This is a genomic window from Phytoactinopolyspora mesophila, assembly GCF_010122465.1.
Taxonomy (GTDB): Bacteria; Actinomycetota; Actinomycetes; order Jiangellales; family Jiangellaceae; genus Phytoactinopolyspora; species Phytoactinopolyspora mesophila.
In genome coordinates this window covers 182,916-202,099 of record NZ_WLZY01000005.1, presented here as the reverse complement: position 1 = coordinate 202,099, position 19,184 = coordinate 182,916, and the positions used below count along the sequence as shown (strand labels likewise).

The 19,184-nt window shown below is 67.3% G+C and carries 15 protein-coding genes and 1 pseudogene; 9 read left to right on the top strand and 7 right to left on the bottom strand.

What is annotated here, in order from left to right; all coding sequences use genetic code 11:
• Positions 1-38: 38 nt before the first annotated feature.
• The gene (locus F7O44_RS15810) at positions 39-1,772 is read left to right on the top strand and encodes an ABC transporter transmembrane domain-containing protein (protein WP_162451231.1); all 1,734 of its coding nucleotides are present in this window, start codon (positions 39-41) and stop codon (positions 1,770-1,772) included.
• Positions 1,769-3,532: an ABC transporter ATP-binding protein gene (locus tag F7O44_RS15805; protein ID WP_162451230.1), complete on the top strand. Its 1,764-nt coding sequence runs from the start codon at positions 1,769-1,771 to the stop codon at positions 3,530-3,532. Before F7O44_RS15810 ends, F7O44_RS15805 begins: the two co-directional genes overlap by 4 nt.
• Positions 3,533-3,567: 35 nt before the next feature.
• Here F7O44_RS15805 and F7O44_RS29670 read toward each other — a convergent pair.
• From F7O44_RS29670 to F7O44_RS15780, 5 genes and pseudogenes are all read right to left on the bottom strand, one after another.
• Positions 3,568-4,137: pseudogene (locus F7O44_RS29670) on the bottom strand (nucleotidyl transferase AbiEii/AbiGii toxin family protein); the annotation flags it as partial.
• Between the two features lie 200 nt (positions 4,138-4,337).
• On the bottom strand, positions 4,338-5,135 hold the full coding sequence (locus tag F7O44_RS15795; RefSeq protein WP_162451229.1) for a type IV toxin-antitoxin system AbiEi family antitoxin: 798 nt from the start codon (positions 5,133-5,135) through the stop codon (positions 4,338-4,340).
• A gap of 107 nt (positions 5,136-5,242) precedes the next feature.
• Positions 5,243-5,911, bottom strand: coding sequence for a nucleoside triphosphate pyrophosphohydrolase (locus tag F7O44_RS15790; RefSeq protein WP_222851408.1), 669 nt, complete (start codon positions 5,909-5,911; stop codon positions 5,243-5,245).
• Complete coding sequence (locus F7O44_RS15785; RefSeq protein WP_162451227.1) at positions 5,895-6,530, bottom strand: SurA N-terminal domain-containing protein; 636 nt, start codon at positions 6,528-6,530, stop codon at positions 5,895-5,897. Before F7O44_RS15785 ends, F7O44_RS15790 begins: the two co-directional genes overlap by 17 nt.
• A gap of 104 nt (positions 6,531-6,634) precedes the next feature.
• Positions 6,635-7,921: an MFS transporter gene (locus F7O44_RS15780; protein ID WP_162451226.1), complete on the bottom strand. Its 1,287-nt coding sequence runs from the start codon at positions 7,919-7,921 to the stop codon at positions 6,635-6,637.
• A gap of 116 nt (positions 7,922-8,037) precedes the next feature.
• Between F7O44_RS15780 and F7O44_RS15775 the strand changes: the two genes are divergently transcribed.
• Positions 8,038-9,015 carry an ArsR/SmtB family transcription factor gene (locus tag F7O44_RS15775; RefSeq protein ID WP_162451225.1) on the top strand — a complete coding sequence of 326 codons (978 nt, stop codon included), beginning with the start codon at positions 8,038-8,040 and terminating at the stop codon, positions 9,013-9,015.
• A 4-nt stretch (positions 9,016-9,019) separates the two neighbouring features.
• Here F7O44_RS15775 and mfd read toward each other — a convergent pair whose 3' ends face one another.
• Entirely contained in the window at positions 9,020-12,643 is a 3,624-nt protein-coding gene (mfd, locus tag F7O44_RS15770) for a transcription-repair coupling factor (protein WP_162451224.1), read from the bottom strand.
• Positions 12,644-12,780: 137 nt separating this feature from the next.
• Here mfd and F7O44_RS15765 point away from each other — a divergent pair, with 137 nt between their 5' ends.
• The 6 genes from F7O44_RS15765 (at position 12,781) to F7O44_RS15740 (ending at position 18,202) form a co-directional block, all read left to right on the top strand.
• A complete protein-coding gene (locus F7O44_RS15765) occupies positions 12,781-13,587 on the top strand; it encodes an SDR family NAD(P)-dependent oxidoreductase (protein ID WP_162451223.1) in 807 nt (268 codons plus the stop codon).
• A gap of 49 nt (positions 13,588-13,636) precedes the next feature.
• Positions 13,637-14,290, top strand: coding sequence for an SDR family oxidoreductase (locus F7O44_RS15760; protein WP_162451222.1), 654 nt, complete (start codon positions 13,637-13,639; stop codon positions 14,288-14,290).
• Positions 14,291-14,314: 24 nt separating this feature from the next.
• Positions 14,315-15,607, top strand: a complete 1,293-nt coding sequence (cysC, locus tag F7O44_RS31915; RefSeq protein ID WP_162451221.1) for an adenylyl-sulfate kinase — start codon at positions 14,315-14,317, stop codon at positions 15,605-15,607.
• A 214-nt stretch (positions 15,608-15,821) separates the two neighbouring features.
• Complete coding sequence (locus F7O44_RS15750) at positions 15,822-17,198, top strand: Wzz/FepE/Etk N-terminal domain-containing protein (RefSeq protein ID WP_162451220.1); 1,377 nt, start codon at positions 15,822-15,824, stop codon at positions 17,196-17,198.
• Positions 17,199-17,201: 3 nt separating this feature from the next.
• Complete coding sequence (gene pssD, locus F7O44_RS15745) at positions 17,202-17,651, top strand: PssD/Cps14F family polysaccharide biosynthesis glycosyltransferase (protein WP_162451219.1); 450 nt, start codon at positions 17,202-17,204, stop codon at positions 17,649-17,651.
• Positions 17,648-18,202 carry a glycosyltransferase gene (locus tag F7O44_RS15740; RefSeq protein ID WP_162451218.1) on the top strand — a complete coding sequence of 185 codons (555 nt, stop codon included), beginning with the start codon at positions 17,648-17,650 and terminating at the stop codon, positions 18,200-18,202. Before pssD ends, F7O44_RS15740 begins: the two co-directional genes overlap by 4 nt.
• Here F7O44_RS15740 and F7O44_RS15735 read toward each other — a convergent pair.
• Positions 18,168-19,139: a GDP-L-fucose synthase family protein gene (locus F7O44_RS15735; protein ID WP_162451217.1), complete on the bottom strand. Its 972-nt coding sequence runs from the start codon at positions 19,137-19,139 to the stop codon at positions 18,168-18,170. The two genes, F7O44_RS15740 and F7O44_RS15735, sit on opposite strands and share 35 nt — an antisense overlap.
• Positions 19,140-19,184: the final 45 nt, after the last annotated feature.

Here is a 19,184-nt window from a genome sequence, read left to right as displayed (position 1 = left end):
GGTGCGAGTGTCAGTGGTCGACCGTAGCGTGTGACAACGTGCGCACGCTCCCCTACGCCGATCCCGGCAATCCGGATACCCGATCTCCGCTGCGGTTCCTCACCTGGCTGGCCCGCAAGCAGCTCGGGGTCATCACGCTCGGCTCCATCCTCGGAACCATCTGGATGATTGCTCAGGCGGTCATGCCGTGGGCCATCGGTCAGGGCATCGACGGCATCGCCAGCGGCGACACCGGAGTGGCGATGCGCTGGGTCGCGGTGATCGCCGGGCTCGGTCTGGTGCAGGCGTTGGTGGGTATCGCCCGGCACCGGGCTGCCGTGGCCAACTGGCTGTACTCAGCGTTTCGGACCATCCAGGTCGTCACCCGGCACGCGGCGCGCACCGGGCCGGCCGTTCCCGCCAAGATGCCCACCGGTGAAGTCGCCGCCACCGCGTCCAGCGACGCCGCGCATATCGGTCACGCCTTCGAGGTCATCTCCCGGTTCGCGGGCGCCATCGCGTCGTACATCGTCGTGTCGATCATCGTGCTGACCACATCGGTACCCCTCGGGCTCATCGTGCTGATAGGAGTTCCGTTACTGGTGGCCGGGGTCACGCCGATCCTTCGTCCATTGCAGCGCCGCCAGCGACAGCAACGGGAGGCGTTGGGGAAGCTGACCGCACTCGGGGCCGACACCGTCGCCGGGCTGCGGGTCCTGCGCGGGATCGGCGGCGAAAGCGTGTTCCTCGGCCGCTACACCGAGCGCTCGGCGAAGGTCCGCAGCGCGGGGAACCGGCTGGCCGGCACCCACTCCTTGCTCGGCGGCATCATGGTGCTTCTGCCGGGGATCTTCCTCGTGCTGCTCACGTGGGTCGGCGCCCGGATGGTCCTGGACGGATCGATCCGCCCGGGTGCACTCGTCGCTATGTACGGCTTCGCGTTCTTCCTCGTCATTCCCGTGCGCACCGCTGGTGAAATGGCTTTCGTCGCGGCCCGGGCGATGGTTGCGGCCCGGCGGGTGCTCAACCTGCTCGAGATCGATCGCGACGTGCGCAGCGGAGGCGCCGAGGCCGACGGGCCCGCGGACGGCAGCACCGACGCCGGCCCGGACTGGGGCAGACTCGCCGACACCGAGACCGGTCTGGACGTCACCCCAGGCACAATGACCATGCTGGTCGCCGACGATCCCTCGTTCACCGCCTCGGTGGCCGACCGGCTCGGCCGTCTCGTCCCTGAGACCGGGGTCGCCGTGGAGGGCCGGCCGCTGGACGAGCTGCCCCTGGCCGAAATGCGCCGCCGGATCGTCGTCAGCGACCCGGAGCCGGCCTTGTTCACCGGAACGCTACGCACCAGCCTCGATCCACATGGGCGGCACGACGATGCCACGCTGACCCACGCGTTGTCGGTCGCCTCCGGTGATGACATCCTCGAGACTCTGCGCGACGGCTTGGATTCCGTCGTCGAGGAACGCGGCAGGTCCCTCTCCGGTGGACAACGCCAACGGGTCGCCCTGGCGCGCGTGCTGGTCAAGGATCCAGAGGTCTTGGTGCTGGTGGAGCCCACCAGCGCGGTCGACGCACACACCGAGGCCGCGATCGCGGGCAGGCTGCGAGAGGCCCGCGCCGGGCGAACCACCGTCGCCGCGACCGCAAGTCCGCTGATGCTCGCCCAGGCCGACGTCGTCGTCTGGTTCACCAACGGAAAGGTCGCCGCCACAGGCACCCACGAAGAACTACTGCGGACGGCGCCTGACTACCGCTGGACCGTGACCCGAGAGGAAGAGTACGTATGAGCACGCAACTACCAGTTGCGTCCGCGCGGGATGTCCGGGCCCAGGCCGGTCAGCTCTTCCGCGAGCACCGGCGCCCGCTGAGCGCGACGTTGAGCCTGCATGTGCTGGCCGCGGCCCTCGGGCTGGCCGGCCCGTACCTGCTCGGGATGATGGTCGACGGCGTCGTCGAGGGCACCACCGCCGGGCGAATCAACCTGCTGGCCGGCCTGCTCGGAGCCTTCATCGTCGCGCAGGCGCTCATCACCCGCGCGGCTATTCGTCGCTCGCTGATCCTGGGTGAGACGGTCTTCGCCCAATTGCGCGAGTCATTTATCAAACGGGTGCTCGGGCTGCCACTATCCACCGTCGAGCGCGCCGGTACTGGCGATCTCGTGGCGCGCACCACCGGAGACGTCGACGCGGTGTCGCGCACCGTCCGGTTCGCCGTGCCGGAAATCCTGGTGTCGTTGGTCACCACCGTGCTGACGCTCGCGGCGGCGGTCATCGCCGGGCCTTTGGTGGCGGCCGGAGCGATCGTCGGCGTGCCACTCCTGTACGTCGGCACCCGGTGGTACCTGAACCGGGCCCGTGAAGCCTACCTGTGGGAGCGGGCGGCCTATGCGACTCTGAACGGCGCCGTCACCGAAACCGTCGACGGTGCCCGCACCATCGAGACGCTGAACCTGGCCGACGTCCGGATCCGCCGCACGGAGGAGGATCTCAAGGACGCCTTCGCAGCCGAGCGTCGCACGTTGTTCCTGCGTAGCGTCTGGTTCCCCACCGCTGAGCTGTCCTACGTACTGCCCGTGGCGGCAACCCTCGCCTGGGGCGCCTGGCTGGTGGGCGAAGGCCATGCCACCATCGGCCAGGTCACCGCCGTCGTGCTGTACATGGTGCAGATCGTCGACCCCGTCGACCGGCTCGTGTCATGGTTGGACGAACTCCAGGTGGGTACCTCATCGCTGGCCCGCATCTTCGGCATCTCGCGGGTGCCAAACGATCGCGAGGCGAGCGGGGAAACTCCTGATGGCGAAGACATCAGCGCAGATGAGGTCCGTTATGCGTACGTCGATGGGCAGGACGTGTTGCACGGAATCTCGCTCGACCTGCGGCACGGCGAGCGCCTCGCCATGGTCGGGCCGTCCGGCGCCGGAAAGTCCACCTTGGGCCGCCTGCTCGCCGGGATCCACCCGACTCGCGCTGGACGGGTCGACGTCGGGGGCGTGCGTCTCGTCGATCTCGAGCTGGAACGGCTGCGCCGCGAGGTGGTCCTCGTGACGCAGGAGCACCACGTCTTCGTCGGCACCATGCGGGACAACCTCGCGTTGGCGGCACCAGCGGCGCCCGACGACGAATTGCGGCGGGCCCTCGAAGCGGTCGACGCACTCGACTGGGTCGACGCGCTTCCGGAAGGGCTCGACACCGTCGTCGGCTCCGGCGGCCACCCCATCGGACCGGCACAGGCACAACAGATCGCGCTCGCGCGTATCGTGCTCGCCGATCCGCACACCCTGGTGCTCGACGAAGCCACGTCCTTGCTCGACCCCCGGGCCGCGCGGCATCTGGAACGTTCCCTGTCCGCGGTGCTCGAGGACCGGACTGTCATCGCCATCGCGCATCGGCTGCACACCGCACACGACGCCGATCGCGTTGCCGTGGTCGAGGACGGCCGGATCAGCGAACTCGGTAGCCACGACGAGCTCGTCGAGCACGGCGACGCCTACGCGGCGCTCTGGGAGTCCTGGCACGGCCGCCCGGCCAAGCCCGACCACGCCCCCTAACTACATGCGCCTACCGTCACGTGTCCCTGAGCCGTCTACAGCCGGCGGAGCAATTCTTCGGTCACCAACTGCCCAGCGACATCGATGTCGTACCCGTCAGGCACAGCCACGAGGAGAGGATGCAGATCGTGGCGGAATTCAGCGTCATCGAGCTTCGCTTGTAGATTCCTCTCCGCGACCGCGGATGAGAGCCCTGGCGGACGGTAGACGGCGAAAACTCTCACGATCTCGGCCGGGCTCAACTCCAGTTCGGTCAGCGCAAGCCAGAGATCGAACAGATCACGACCCTTGGAGCGCTGATACAGTGCTCGGATCTTCGTCGCCATGAGCTCAGTCGGATCGCAGGTGAGGACATCCGCACCACCGGCCCACCATCCGGACTCCACCTCGTGACGGACCCGGAGCGGGGCCAGTTGAGGTTCACGCTCGCGCGTGTTGACCTCGATTTTGATTCGCACTGGGCTTCCGTCGATGGCATCCGCCCGCCACAGCACTTTGGGATAGGTGCCGATCTTGGTCGACACTTTGAACTCCATCGCATTGCCAAGCTCTGTTAGCGCTTGGGTTAGCTTCCCGATTCCGCCATCGCTACAGCGAACATAGTCGAGGTCTTCGCTCTAGCGCCACGGCCGGTCAATGTGCAACTTGTGTAAGGCAGTTCCTCCGCGAAATACGAGTTCCTTGCCCAGGTATGGATGCTCGGCGATAGCGCAAATTGCACGCGACAGCAGGAGATCCTGCTCAATCTGGGCCTGCTGCGGCCACGGATGATCAACCGACCACGCCGTGACGAAAACCTCCGGAATCACAAGTCCGGCTCCACTTCTGTATTCATGCGGACGTGCCAACGGGTGTCGACCGCACCTCGTGCGGGTCGGTCTGGCCTGAGCAGGCTCGGCGTTCCGGACCGGTTCTGCAGGGCATCAGCCAGCGGGTCGGTGTCCAAGTGAGGGGCAACCAGGTCCAGCAGCCAGCCCGCCCGCCGCCCCGTGGCAGCCGGGAAGACTTGGCTGACACGCCCGAGCTCGTGCACATCTAGCTGATCGTCCTCAGCCAACTCCGCCAAAACGGTCGCGGCGTTCGACAAGCCAGCAGCCCGAGGTAACTCGTCGCATAGATCAAGTACGGTCAGTTCACGCGTAGCCACCCGCACGAACCCGGTAGGCACCGGATGCCGTACCCGCGGCAGGTTGGCTACGCCGGCCCGTAAGGCGAAGTCGAACCGCGTGCGACCCACTGTCCGGTTGCCGACTCGGCCATCGACCGCCACCTGAAACGCCTGTGGCCGTTGGTGAGCAGCGCCATGGATCTCGGCAGCTGAGAGCCAGCCTACGTAGTATTCACGGCTCAGATGCCGCATCAGGTCATCAACGAATTGAACCCCTGGTGGGGCACCCCAAGTCCGGTATTGAGCCGGGACGGGGATCCACAGCCCGCGAGCCGCGCTCACCAACTCATGGCGTTGCGCCACCGCATATAGCCGAGTCCGCACTTGGCCGCGTGGGACGCCAAGCAACTGTGCAGCTTCGTCCGTGTCGACCGAGGTCCGGCCATGCGCAAGCAGCCAGTCGGCCAACGCGTTGGCGGGAACCCGATCTGCCACCACCTATCCTGACCTTCGATGCTGCTAAAGTTACGAATTTCGTAACTTTAGCAGCACCAGAGCCATTCCAGTCGCAACAACCGACCTTCGTTCAATTCACGAACCGGTCAGGTGGTGGTTTCGGCCTCGTGGACGGCGGCGATGTAACGGCGGCTGGCGTCACGCAGCGCTTGCTCCGGGTCCACACCGGCAGAACGGGAGGCGGCCACCACCGCCATCAGGTGGTCGCCGACCTCGTCGGCATTGGTCAGCTCCGGCACATCGGCCGCGGGCAGGGCGACATCGACGCCGGAGCGTTCCACCCGATTGATGAGCTTGGCCGCCAACGACAGCGCCGGCTGGGCCAACGGCACTCCATCGACCGCGGACGTGCGTTGCTTTTCGACGCGCTTCATCGCTTCCCAGCGACCCTCGACGTGCGCCGCGGTCGGGGCGTCGACGTCGCCGAACACGTGCGGGTGGCGCCGGATCAGTTTCTCGGCGATACCACCGGCGACGTCGTCGATCGACCACGGATCGGTCTCACGTTCCTCGGCGATCCGGGCATGGAAGATCACCTGGAGCAGCAGGTCGCCAAGCTCCTCACGCAGGTCGGTGTCATCGCCGGATTCGATCGCCTCCAGCGTTTCGTAGGTCTCCTCGACCAGATATGTGGCGAGACTACGGTGGGTCTGCTCGGCATCCCATGGGCAGCCGCCCGGAGAGCGGAGCCGGTCCATGACGGCTACCAGCTCCAGCAACCTGCTGCCCGCCGGGACGCTAGTGGGAGTGTCCAATGTCTGCCAAGGGGTCGTCCTCGAACGGGTGGGAGACCGAACCGCTGGCAGCCACCAGCCCTTCGGCATCGGCCCACGTACCGTATCTCGGGTTGATGTCCACGCCGGCCTCCTGCGCCGCCTCACCGAGAGCGACGCTCAACGCCTCCGGCCCCTCGGTGGCAGCCACCTGCTGGTTGATCAACCCGAGACGGACTTCATCGCGGAGCATGTCCTCGGTCCATCCCTCTTCGACAAGGAGAGGAGTAAGGTCGCCATCCGGCAATTGGGTCGCGTATTGCTCGAGGAAATCGTCGATCTCCGCTTCGCTGATGTGGATGCCGAGATCCCGCGCGGCTCGCTCGCCCAGTCGATGGATGACCCAGCTGTTCAGCACGTCTCGCTGCAGGCCGGAAACGTCACGGCCGGGGTCAACCGGCGGCATCGGCAATTCGAGCGTCTCGATGGCATCGTTGCGGAACTCGACGATCTCGGTGACCTGATCTTGCAGTTCCGACACGCTCAGGCGGTCGTCGCCGACCGTCGCGGCGGTGCCGATCTGGTCAGGGTCGCACGCAGTCAGCATGGCAACGGCCGCCGCTGCGGCGGACACGGCGAGGATGCGCTGGTAGACCGACACAGGTGTTCCTTTTCGACATCGATGACAGACCATCCGCATCCTACCGGCCGCCGCGCTGCACATTCCGCCCGCCTCCGGCGTCGCACGCCGCGCCGGCCGTGAACTCATCCGCGTTCTGGGCCTGCTTCAACAGCCGTCACGTCGGAAGCCGCCGGCAACGTCCGCAGGTTACGGATAGGTGAGAAGAAGAGCGGAATCCAGGCCAAGGCGAGAATGACGGTGCCGGTCCACAATGCCGCCCGCGCCGAGACCAGCTCACCCACCACACCGGCCAGCGCCGCACCTACCGCCAAGGCACCTGTCAGCAGGAATCGCATGGTGGCGTTCTGGCGGCCCAGCAGCCCGTCCGGGGTGACTCGCTGCCGGAAACTGACCAGGACGACGTTATCCACACCGATCTTGAAAGCCACGATGCCCCAGCCCGCCATCGCCAGCCAGAACCCGGCCCCCCGGTCGAGCATCGGCACCAGGAACGCCGCGGGTGCCACCACCAGGCCCAAGACCCACAACATGCGCCCCATGCCCAGCACACCCCCGAGACGCTTCGCCGTCAGCGCGCCGACCAGCGCGCCAACACCGCCGGCGGCCAGGAACAAGCCCAGCCTGCTCTCCGGAAGCGCCAGCCCGGCGATCATCACCACCGGCAACATGGTGAGGCTGAGCTGCATGCCAAGGTTCGTCGCCGCGCCTGCCAGGGCGGCAGGACGCAGTATGCGATGCCGGAGGACGAAACCGAGTCCTTCCCTGATCTGTGGCCACAGCCTGCGCTCTCCCGGCCGTGGCGCCTCAGGCTCCCGGCGGCGGATGCCGGACAAGCACAGACCCGATATGAGATACCCGCCAGCGGTCACGAGCAAGGCGACAGGCGCCGTGACCCATTGGATGAGATATCCGGCACCACTACGACCGGCGATGTTGGCGATCGCATCGAAGCTGTGCAGTGCCGAGTTGGCCTCGACCAGACGCTTCCGGCCGACGACGTGCGGCACGTAGCTGAGCCCGGCGACGTCGAAGAACACTGTCGCGAACCCGGCCAGGAAGACGACCACGTACAGCTGCGTCAGAGTCAGCGCGTCGACGGCCCACGCCATCGGAACCGACCCCAGCAACGCGGCCCGGACCACGTCCGCGGCCACCATCACACCCCGGCGCCGCATCCGATCGATCCAGGCTCCGGCCGGAAGGCCGATCAGCAAGAAGGCGACAGTGCTCAATGCCGCCAGCAATCCGACCTGGCCGGGCGATGCGTCCAAGGCGGAGACGGCCACCAGTGGAATAGCCAGGTAGCCGACCTGGACGCCGAGCTTGCTCACCGCGGTGGCAGCGAAGAGCAGCCGGAATTCTGCATGCCGGAGTAACTTCGGCTGCACCGTGGTATTGACGTCGACCATGGGTCTTACCTTGCGTGGCGGTGCAGCTTAGCGACATTGATTTAGACTCAGCTAAATCCTCACCCACGGTTCTCGATGCTTACGGCCGGTTCGACTCTCTCCTCGCCTGGATTCCGATGCTCCAACTCGCGTTCTCGCCGCAGGACGTGGCTCTGACCCGTCTGGCGTTCTCGCCTCTATGGGAGGCGGTGGCCAGCGTGCGCGTACTGCAAAATCCCGCCGCGCACACCCTCCATCTGCCGTGGGTAAAACGAGTGCGCCCGCTCTTGGACGACGCCCGTGCCGACCTGTCGTTGTTCACCGGGCTCACATCGCCCTATCCGCAGTACCTACCGGGCTTTCTGGCACCCACACCGACGACGCCCACTCCGGACCTGGCGACCGAGCTTGCCTCGCTCCGGGAAACCGACCCGCATGACGTGCGCCAGGCCGTCGCGTCGCTGCGCAACGTGCCGGCCGCAGCCACCCTCCTCGATGATCCTGCCGCCGGACTCAGGCGGCTCAGCACCGCCATCGAGTCCTATTGGGAGCTCGTGCTGGAGCCCTGGTGGCCAAGGATCCGCAACCTTCTCGAAGGCGACGTGCTGTATCGAGCGCGTTCGATCGCCGACGGCGGCGCACACGGCCTGCTCGACGATCTTGATCCGGCCATCCGCTGGCGGGAGGGCGTTCTCTCGGTCGCCCACGCGTCGGTCGCCGACACCCGTCAGCTCGCGGGACGAGGGCTGGTACTGGTGCCCTCGGTGTTCGTGTGGCCTCGGGTGGCCTCCAAGACCAGCCCGCCGTGGCAGCCGGTGCTGCGATATCCGGCGCGTGGTATCGCCACCTTGTGGGAGAACGGCACGGGCACGCCCGGCTCGTTGTCGGCGGTTGTCGGCCGGACCCGCGCGACGCTGCTCACCGAACTAGCCGCTCCCGCCTCCACCACCGAGCTCGCGCAGCGCACCAGCCTGTCGGCCGGCGGCGTGTCGCAGCATCTGAGCGCGCTTCGGGCTGCCGGCCTCGTGGCCGGGCACCGGGTCGGGCGCACAGTCCTCTACGTCCGCACCCCACTGGGTGACGGCCTCGCCCGGCCCGGCGACGCCATGCCGTAGCGAATCAGGCAGGTTGAGGCTCGTGGGCCAGGACCTCATCCACGACGGTGTTCACCCAGGCCAGCAGCTCCATGCCCCGCACCGGCTGGCCTCCGATGGTGGCCGGAACAGGACGCGGCACCAGGATGCTCTGCACAGCATCCTTGATCAGCGACTTCGGGTACAGCCGCTGAAGCCGGACGCGCTGCCAATCCGCCAGCTCGATCTGCGCGAACCGGACGTAGTTGCCCTGCATGGTGACCTCGGTCAGCCCCACCCGGCGCGCCTTCGCCCGGAATCGCGCGATCGCCAGCAGATTCTCCACCGGCTCAGGCGGCATACCGTAGCGATCCTCCAGCTCCGCACGCACGGCGGTCACAGCGTCGTCGTCGGTGGCCTCCGACAACCTGCGATACGCCTCGAGTCGCAGCCGCTCACTGGCGACGTAGTCATGCGGGACGTGTGCATCCACCGGCAGGTCGATCCGCACCTCGGCCGGTCCCGAATCGGTGTCACCGCGGAACTCCGCCACGGCCTCGCCGACCAGCCGGACGTAGAGGTCGAATCCGACGTTGGCGATGTGCCCGGACTGTTCTCCTCCAAGCAAGTTGCCGGCGCCGCGGATCTCGAGATCCTTCATCGCCACCTGCATACCGGAGCCCAGGTCAGCGTGCTGGGCGATGGTGGCCAGGCGCTCGTGTGCCTCCTCGGTCAGCGGCGACTCACGGGGGTAGAAGAAGTACGCGTAGGCGCGCTCGCGCCCGCGGCCGACGCGCCCGCGCAACTGGTGCAGCTGGGACAGGCCGAGCCGTTCGGCGCGGTCGACGATCAAGGTGTTCGCGTTGGAGATGTCCAGTCCGGTTTCGACGATGGTGGTGCAGACCAGGACATCGATCTCGCGCTGCCAGAACGCAGCGATCACTCTTTCGAGGGCGTGCTCGCCCATCTGGCCGTGGGCGGCCTCCACCCGCGCCTCAGGTACCAGCTCGCGCAGGTGGGCGGTCACCTTTTCGATGGTGTCCACCCGGTTGTGGACGAAGAACACCTGGCCTTCACGCATCAGCTCTCGCCTGATCGCCGCGCCGACCTGTTTCTCGTCGTACCCGCCGACGTAAGTGAGTACCGGGTGCCGCTCCTCCGGCGGGGTGGCGATGACGGACATGTCGCGGATGCCGGTGATGGACATCTCGAGTGTTCGTGGGATAGGTGTCGCGGACATGGTGAGCACATCGACGTTGGCGCGCAGGTGCTTGAGCTTCTCCTTGTGTTCCACACCGAAGCGCTGTTCCTCGTCGACGATCAGCAGCCCGAGGTCCTTGAACCGCACGTCGCCGGTGATGAGCCGGTGGGTGCCGATGACGACGTCGACAGTGCCCTCGGCAAGCCCGCGGATGATCTCCGCCGCCTCCTGATCCGTCTGGAACCTCGACAGCGCCTTCACATTGACCGGGAACTGGGCGTAGCGCTCGGCGAAGGTCGCATGATGCTGCTGAACCAGCAGCGTGGTCGGCACGAGGACACCTACTTGCTTACCCTCCTGAACCGCCTTGAACGCCGCCCGGACCGCGATCTCGGTCTTGCCGTACCCGACGTCGCCGCAGATCACCCGGTCCATCGGCACGGAACGCTCCATGTCCGCCTTGACCTCGTTGACGGTGGAAAGCTGGTCTACGGTCTCGACGTAGGGGAACGCGTCCTCGAGTTCACGCTGCCACGGCGTGTCTGGCCCGAACGTGTGCCCGGGCGCGGCTTGCCGGGCCGCATACAGTTTGATCAACTCCGCCGCGATCTCCTTGACCGCCTTACGCGCCCGCCCCTTGCGCTTGGCCCAGTCCGAGCCGCCGATCCGGTCGAGGCCCGGGGCGTCGCCGCCGACGTACTTGGTGACCTGTTCCAGCTGGTCGGTGGGGACGTAGAGCCGGTCCGGCGGCTGGCCCCGTTTGCTCGGCGCGTACTCGACGACGAGATACTCGCGCATCGCACCCTGCACGGTGCGGCTGGTCATCTCGATGTAGCGGCCGACGCCATGTTGGTCGTGCACGATGTAGTCGCCGGGCTTGAGCTGGAGCGGATCGACCTGGTTGCGCCGACGGCTCGGCATCCGCGCCGCGTGCTTCTCCGACGCCCGCTGGCCGGTGAGATCGTCCTCGGTGAGCACCGCCACGGCCGCGTCGTCGGCGATGAACCCGTGCTGCAAGGTGGCTGTGGTGACATGAACGACGCCCGGGTCCAGCCGTGCTGCCAGGTCCTCGACCAGCCTGGCCGGCACCTCGGATTCCCCGAGCAACTCCACAGTGCGCTCCGCGGTGCCGTGTCCACCGGTGACGACGACGGCCCGCCCGCCCGTTCCCACCCAAGCTCCGAGATCGGCGGCCGCACGAGCAGTGTCTCCGCGATAGGCCTGAGCCGGGCGAGCAGCGATCTCACGTGTCTCCACCGCGCCGGAAGAGACGATCTCGTCGCCGAGATCCACGGCGTACAGCGCAGCATCCAGATCCTCGCCGTCACGCTCGGGCGGTTCTGTCTCGCTCCCGAGACCGAACGAGCTGATGCTCCACCACGGCAGCCCGAGTTTGATCGCATACTCCCGGATCTCGGCCAGTGTGCGGTAGGCGGCCGAGCCGAGATCGATCGGAGCGGTCCCTCCGCCGGCTGCCGCGGCCCACGAGGCGTCGAGGAACTCCTGGCTTGTGGCCACGAGGTCGTGGGCACGCGAGCGGATGCGCTCGGGGTCGCAGGCCAGCACGTGGGTGCCCTCCGGAAGCAGATCGACGAGGAGCTCCATCTCGTCCACCAGCACCGGCGCGAGCGACTCCATGCCTTCGACGGCAACCCCGGAGGCGATCTTGTCGAGCATCTCCGCGAGTTCGGGATGGGCTACCGCCAGCTCCGCGGCCCGCTGCCGTACCGCTTCGGTGAGCAGCAGCTCACGGCAAGGCGGCGCCCACAACCCCTGCTCGGCGATGCCGGCGGAGCGCTGATCGGCCACCATGAAATGACGGATCTCTTCGACGGTGTCACCCCAGAACTCCACCCGCAGCGGGTGTTCCTCAGTGGGTGGGAAGATGTCCACGATGCCTCCGCGCACCGCGAACTCACCGCGACGCTCCACCAGATCCACCCTGGTGTAAGCGGCGGCGGCCAGCTGCTCGACGAGATCGTCCAGCGCGATGTCGTCGCCGACGTGCAACCGAACCGGGCGCAGCTCCGCCAGCCCCGCCACCTGTGGCTGCAGGACACTGCGGACCGGCGCCACCACGACTTTGATCTGCTCGTCGCCCTCGGCCGGGTGCACCAACCGGCGCAGGACGGCCAGCCGCCGGCCGACGGTGTCGCTGCGCGGCGAGAGCCGTTCATGCGGCAGCGTCTCCCACGCCGGGTATTCGGCTACGGAGTCCGCCGGCAGCAGGCAGCGAAGTGCCTCTACCAGGTCCTCTGCCTCCCGTCCGGTAGCCGTCACGGCCAGCAACGGGCGTCCCGCACCGAGAGTCTCATCAGCCAGCGCGGCGGCCACGAACGGACGCATGGACGGCGGTGCGGTGAGATCCAGCGCAGTGACCGAACCCGCTCGCGCGTCGGAGACAGCTGAGCGCAATGCCGCATCGCCGTCGTCGTCAAGCAAGGTATGGAGGAGACCGGTGAGCGACATGATCCTCTTCCATCGCAGAAAACACCTGATGAAGCGGGTGCGCGAAACACGCGCACACGCAAGTTCGCCCCCAACCGCGCCGCGGAGGGGGTGACCCGTCCTATCCTACGCGCGCAGTTGTAGGTGGAGAATGCAGTATGCAGCGATTCGACGGCAGGGTGGCGCTCGTCACCGGGGGTGCGCACGGGATCGGCCGGGCAACGGCCGCTCGGCTGGCGAGTGAAGGGGCTTCGGTGGCGATCGCCGACCTCGACACCGAAGCCGCTCAGAAAACCGCCGACGAGCTCACCAGCGCAGACCAGATCATGGCGTTACCGTGTGACGTCACCGATCGCGAGTCGGTCGATGCCGCCATGGCAGCGGTGGTCGAACGCTTCGGTGGTCTCGATGTGCTGGTGAACAACGTCGGCATCAACGGCGGTCCCCAGTTCGAGGACATGGACGAAGCCGAGTGGTACCGGCAGCTCGATCCAACCCTGTACGGCGCGGTGCGATGCATCAAAGCGGCGCTTCCGATGCTGCTGGCCGCGCGCGACGGCGCGTCGGTGGTGTCGATCGGATCGGTCAACGGCATCGCCGCCTTCGGTAATGAGGCTTACTCCGCGGCCAAGGCCGGCCTGGTCAACCTGACCGAGAACCTCGCACTGCGATATGGCCGGCACGGCGTGCGGTTCAACCTCGTCGCGCCCGCGACCATTCACACCCGGCACTGGCACCAGCAGTTCCGAGACGATCCCGAACTACTCGAGATGCTCGGCGATCTCTACCCGCTCGGCAGGATCGGGCAGCCGGAGGACATCGCCGCCGCGGTGGCTTACCTGGCCTCCGACGACGCCGCCTGGGTGACCGGCACCGTATTGCGGGTTGACGGCGGGATCCTCGCGGGCGCGCCGTCGTTCCTGGCCGCCATGCGCGGACACGCCGAACGCCGGAACGGCCGCTGAGTACTCTGCCGGGAAGCGCTGATCGCCACGGTGTCATACGGTATTGCGCATGCGAGTTGTGATTGCCGGTGGACACGGTCAGATAGCGCTGCGGCTCGAACGGCTGCTCACGCTCCAAGGCGACGAAGCGATCGGCCTCGTACGCAACCCAGACCATGCGGCGGACCTGGCCGACGTAGGGGCCACGGCCGTCGTTCTCGACCTCGAGTACGCGACGGCTGCCGATCTCGCCTCCGAGCTGCACAGCGTTGACGCCGTGGTGTTCGCGGCCGGCGCCGGGCCGGGCAGCGGCGCTGAACGCAAGGACACGGTGGATCGCGCCGCAGCCGCGCTGCTGGCGGACGCCGCCGAGCGCGCCCGCGTCCGCCGCTACATCATGATTTCCAGCATGGGAGCCGGCGCCGAACCACCGGCTGGCACCGACGATGTCTTCGCCGCCTATCTGCGCGCCAAGGGGGCAAGCGAGGAAGACCTGCGCGCCCGCACTCTGGACTGGACCATCCTGCGCCCCGGCCGGCTCACCAACGATCCAGGTACCGGGCTGGTCCGGCTCGACCCCTCGGTAGAACGCGGCGCTGTCCCCCGAGACGACGTCGCGAGCGTCGTGCTCGGGCTGCTACACGAGCCGCGAACCGCCGGTTCGACTCTGGAACTGGTCTCCGGCGACACCCCGATCGTCGAGGCCATCGCCTCGGTGGCGTGACATGCCGGACACTAGGCTGACGTCGTGACCCATTCGCCGTCGCCACAGCCACCCCGTTTCACACCTGACGCTGTGACGCTGGCTGAAGTGGAACTGGCTCGGCTGGGCATCGGCCCGGCCGAGATCTCGATCAACGTGCCGGCAGACATCGGTTCGAAGGCCCGCGCAGCAGGCCGGCTCGTGGTGACCGACCGCGAAGGCGCCCCTGCCGGCACCCTGGACATCCACGGCAGCACAGCCGAGGCCACCGGTGATGACCACGGAACCGTGGCGGTCAGGGGAACGGTGGGCACCGGGGACGCCGACGAGCCACGCGGGCCGCATTCGTCCTTGCGGGCGCATCCCGGCAAGACACGTTTCGACGGCTGGTCGGCGATCGTCAGCCACGACCCCCCGGACACGTATACCCTGCGAGCCGCCGGCACCGATCGCCCGCTGCTGTTCATCGTGCTCGACGGCCCACGGGAACGTCCGGGCCCCGAGACAGCCGTCACCATTCGCGCCGTGCTCACCCTGCGCGAAGAGCTGCGCGACACCGGACAAGTGGCCGACGTCGTCCTGGTTCCCGCACCGCACTACGGCGATCACCGCGACGACGCACTGGCTGTCGCGATAGCCGAATCGTTCGGCGCCGATTTGGTGCGGCCGGCTCTGCGGGCCGATCATGCCGCCTTACAGGAAGGCCTCGACGGCGGCGGCCAGCTACCTGCGGCCGAGTGGCCGGCTCCCAGTCTCGAAGCGTGGCGGCGCTGGCGGCCACCGCGGCATGAACGCGGGCTGGTGGTGTTCTTCACCGGGCTGTCCGGCTCGGGGAAGTCCACTGTCGCCCGGGCCGTCGTCGACCGCCTGAACGAAACCACCGACCGTACGGTCACGTTGCTCGACGGCGATCTGGTCCGTCGCAATCTCTCCGCGGGACTGGGGTTCTCGCGAGCTGACCGGGACCGCAACGTGGAGCGCATCGGCTTCGTGGCGGCCGAGATCGCCCGTCACGGCGGGCTCGTCGTCTGCGCACCGATCGCGCCGTTCGCCGCGACCCGCGCGCGGGTACGGCAGATGGTGTCAGCGACCGGGGACTTCGTCTTGATTCATGTCGCGACGCCGGTCGAAGAATGTGAACGACGGGATCGCAAAGGTCTCTATGCGAGGGCGCGGGCGGGCGAGCTCCCTGACTTCACCGGCATCTCCAGCCCGTACGAGACACCACGCGACGCCGATCTCGTCCTCGACACCACCCACGTGAGCGTCGACGAGGCCCGCGACGCCGTTCTCGGCCTGCTGACCGAAGGCGGCTGGCTCCCTCCCCACCCCACCTAGATGATCATGTTTGGTGGGTTTCCTCGCGCCTCAACAGGGCTGCAGTCATGGTGGCGCAAGGGAAAACCCACCAAACATGATCATCTAGGGAAGGTGGGTCCGGCGCTGAACTGACCGTTTCTCGACAAATGTGCGACCATTTAGACTCCTAGGTACACACGGTGCTCTGACTCAGCAGGGGGGCTTCGGGCTCATGGCGCCTTCTCAACCGCCTATGCGTTTGACAGAGGTGGGCGAAACCATCCGGCGGCGATGGCGGGTAGTCGTCGCCTCAGTTCTGGTTGCCCTCATGGGCGCAGCCGGGCTGAGCTCCCTCTGGCCGGATGAGTACACAGCCACTGCCATCGTCTCGGTCTCCCCCATCACACCCAACCCGTTCGGTGGCACGTCCGCTCCGCAGCAGCTCAATATGAATACCGAGCAACAGGTCGTGCGCTCCACCGAAGTGGCCACGGCGGCCGCGGAACTGCTCGGCAGCACCAGGTACACGCCGCGGGAGCTCACCACCCGGGTGTCGGTGACCTCGCCGTCGGACTCTCAGATCCTGCAGATCGCCTTCACGGCCAACACCGGGGCCAGGGCCGCCGCGGGCGCCAACGCCTTCGCCGCCGCCTACCTCGACTCTCGCGTCGCGGGCGCCGACGAGCTCGCGGAACGCCTCATCAGCGCCCTCGAAGATCGCATCAACGAGCTCATCGAGCAGCAGGACGACGACGCCTCGGAGTCGCTGACCGCCGTTGCCGTCCAGCAGCAGATCATCGAATTACGCCAGCAGCAGAGCAGCCTGGTGACCGTGGCCCTCAATCCCGGCCGGATCATCGAGTCGGCCACCGCTCCCGGTTCGCCGTCTTCGCCCGGGCTGCCGGTGACGCTCATCGGGGGCCTGGTGGGTGGTTTACTGGCGGGCATCGCGCTCGCCCTGTTCCGCGACCGTCACGACCGGCGGATAACACACGCGGCACGGCTGCGAGATCTGCTCGGCGGCAGCTTGGTCATCGACGGAACGGTCGAATCCGATCGCGATGAGCCGTATCGGCACGCACTGCTGGAGCTGACCCGTTTGCATCCCCGGTCCGGCACCGACGGGCCCGTACTGGTCGCGTTGGCCGGCCCGGCCGACGGCCAGGTTTACGAAGCTGCCACCTGCCTGGTCGAAGTCGCACATAGCCACCGGATGCGGGCCCGTTTGATCGATTCCGATCGGATGGACATGTCAGCCGTCGACGCCGGCTGGCCCGGTTCCGCCGATGTGCTGTCGGATTGGGCGAGCGACGACCTCGTCGTCCTCGACCTCACCATGATCACCAGCCGGACGCGCCGGATCGCGCTGGCCCGGCGCTGCCACGCGATCATGGTCGCGGCCACGAAGCGCAGCCGGAGGAAACCCGTCCAAGAGTTCGTCGGTCAGCTCGCCGTCGCCGAGCGGGAGATCGACCTCGGAATCCTGCTTCCCGCCGAACGTCGTACGTCAGCTCGTGAATTCTCCGGGCCGAAAGCGGGCAGCGACGGCATGCACGCCCGGCGCCCCGTACCCGGCGACGCAGCAGAACGTTCCACCGGCTGGCCGGCAACCATCCGCCCCGGGCGCTGACCGGTGAAGCTACTGCTGATCGCCTCGACCGGCGGGCACCTCGCCCAACTAGTGGCGCTGCGGGATTGGTGGCAGGCCCACGAGCGGCGCTGGGTGACGTTCCGCAAACCGGACGCCCTAGGTGCGCTGGCCGACGAAGACGTCACGTGGGCTTACCATCCGACAACCCGGCACATCGGCAATGCCGTCCGTAACCTCGGATTGGCCATCGTCACGCTGCTTCGGCATCGCCCTGATGTCGTGGTCTCCACCGGCGCCGGAGTGGCACTGCCATTCTTCGTCGTCGCGCGGCTGCTGCGCATCCGCACGGTCTACCTGGAGGTGTTCGACCGCATCGAACAGCCCACCTTGACCGGCCGGCTCTGCTACCCGCTGGCCGATGCGTTCTGCCTGCAGTGGGAGGAACAGCGGGCCATGTACCCAGAGGGAGTCGTCGTGGGACGGACGCTGTGAACGCCCGGCCGACGCTGTTCGTCACCGTCGGCACCGACCACCACCGGTTCGACCGGCTCGCCGAATGGGTGCAGGGATGGCTGGAGAATCAGGGCGACGCGGTCCGATGCCTTTATCAGGAGGGCGCCTCGCGGGCACCCCTAGGCGCTCAGGCACTCGGAATCGTCAGCCGCGACCAGCTCCTCGAGCACATGACGTCGTCGACGGTGGTCCTCACTCAGGGTGGGCCGGGCTCGATCCTCGACAGCCGCGGTTGCGGTTTCATCCCCATCGTGGTGCCCCGACTGGCCGCGCTGGACGAGGTGGTGGACGACCACCAGGTGGCGTTCTGCCGCCGGCTTGCCAAGGACGATCAGGTGATCCTGGCCGAGTCGGAGCAGGATCTGCACGCCGCCCTGGACGCGGCCTTCGAGAAGCCCGAATCGGTTCGCCGCCCGCCTGATCCGTCACCCGCCGCCGACACCGCGGCGCGGCTCGCCAAGCTCGTGGACGAGGTCGCCGCACGCCGGCCGGCATTCATCTCCTGGCGGAGGCTGCGCTCTTTCCGGTAGGCCTACCTGCTTCCAGCCACCACTTGTAGGTGGCGGCTATCCCGTCGCGCAGCCCGATACGTGGAGCCCAACCGAGTTCGCGGATTCGGCTGCCGTCCATGAGTTTGCGCGGGGTACCGTCCGGGCGTGCGGGATCGAATGAGATATTGCCCTCGTATCCCACCACCGCCGCGACGGTCTCCCCGAGTTCACGAATCGTCAGATCGGTACCCGAGCCGACGTTGATGGGACCGTCTTCGTCGTACGTGCGCAGCAGCACGACACAGGCCTCCGCGAGATCGTCGACGTGCAGGAACTCACGCCTCGGAGTGCCGCTTCCCCACAACACGACCTCGGGCTGACCGGCCTCGCGAGCATCGTGGAAACGGCGGATGAGCGCCGGCAGCACGTGCGAGTTCTCCAGGTCGAAGTTGTCACCCGGCCCGTACAGATTGGTCGGCATCGCCGAGATGTAGGCCCGGCCGTACTGGCAGCGGTACGCGTTGACCTGTTCGATTCCGGCGATCTTCGCGATCGCGTACGGCTGGTTCGTCGGCTCGAGCGGTCCGGTCAGCAATGAGTCCTCGCTGATGGGTTGCTCGGCCAGTTTCGGATAGATGCAACTGGACCCGAGGAAAAGCAGGCGGTGCACCCCGGTGGCATGGCTGCCGGTGATGACGCTCAGCTGAATTCTCAGGTTGTCTTCGAGGAAGTCGACCGGATACCTCGAATTGGCCATGATGCCGCCGACGGTGGCCGCGGCCAGCACCACGGCGTCCGGAGCAGCTTCTTCTAGAAATTCATGTGTCGCGCGAGCATCACGCAGATCGAGTTCGTCCCGGCCACGAACCACAACCCGGTATCCATCGGCTTCGAGACGGCGAACGATCGCCGACCCCACCAACCCTCGATGACCAGCAACAAAAACGCGCGCGCCCAAAGGCAGCAAAACCCCCATGGCGCCTCATTGTCGCACGACTTCGGCTTTACGTATGCAGCTGAA

What these genes read in the sequence shown, in the direction of transcription:
- F7O44_RS15805 (WP_162451230.1), top strand. Translation starts at nt 1,769, where the DNA reads ATGAGCACGCAACTACCAGTTGCGTCCGCGCGGGATGTCCGGGCCCAG.
- F7O44_RS15780 (WP_162451226.1), bottom strand. Translation starts at nt 7,921, where the DNA reads ATGGTCGACGTCAATACCACGGTGCAGCCGAAGTTACTCCGGCATGCA.
- F7O44_RS15775 (WP_162451225.1), top strand. Translation starts at nt 8,038, where the DNA reads ATGCTCCAACTCGCGTTCTCGCCGCAGGACGTGGCTCTGACCCGTCTG.
- mfd (WP_162451224.1), bottom strand. Translation starts at nt 12,643, where the DNA reads ATGTCGCTCACCGGTCTCCTCCATACCTTGCTTGACGACGACGGCGAT.
- F7O44_RS15765 (WP_162451223.1), top strand. Translation starts at nt 12,781, where the DNA reads ATGCAGCGATTCGACGGCAGGGTGGCGCTCGTCACCGGGGGTGCGCAC.
- F7O44_RS15760 (WP_162451222.1), top strand. Translation starts at nt 13,637, where the DNA reads ATGCGAGTTGTGATTGCCGGTGGACACGGTCAGATAGCGCTGCGGCTC.
- F7O44_RS15750 (WP_162451220.1), top strand. Translation starts at nt 15,822, where the DNA reads ATGCGTTTGACAGAGGTGGGCGAAACCATCCGGCGGCGATGGCGGGTA.
- F7O44_RS15735 (WP_162451217.1), bottom strand. Translation starts at nt 19,139, where the DNA reads ATGGGGGTTTTGCTGCCTTTGGGCGCGCGCGTTTTTGTTGCTGGTCAT.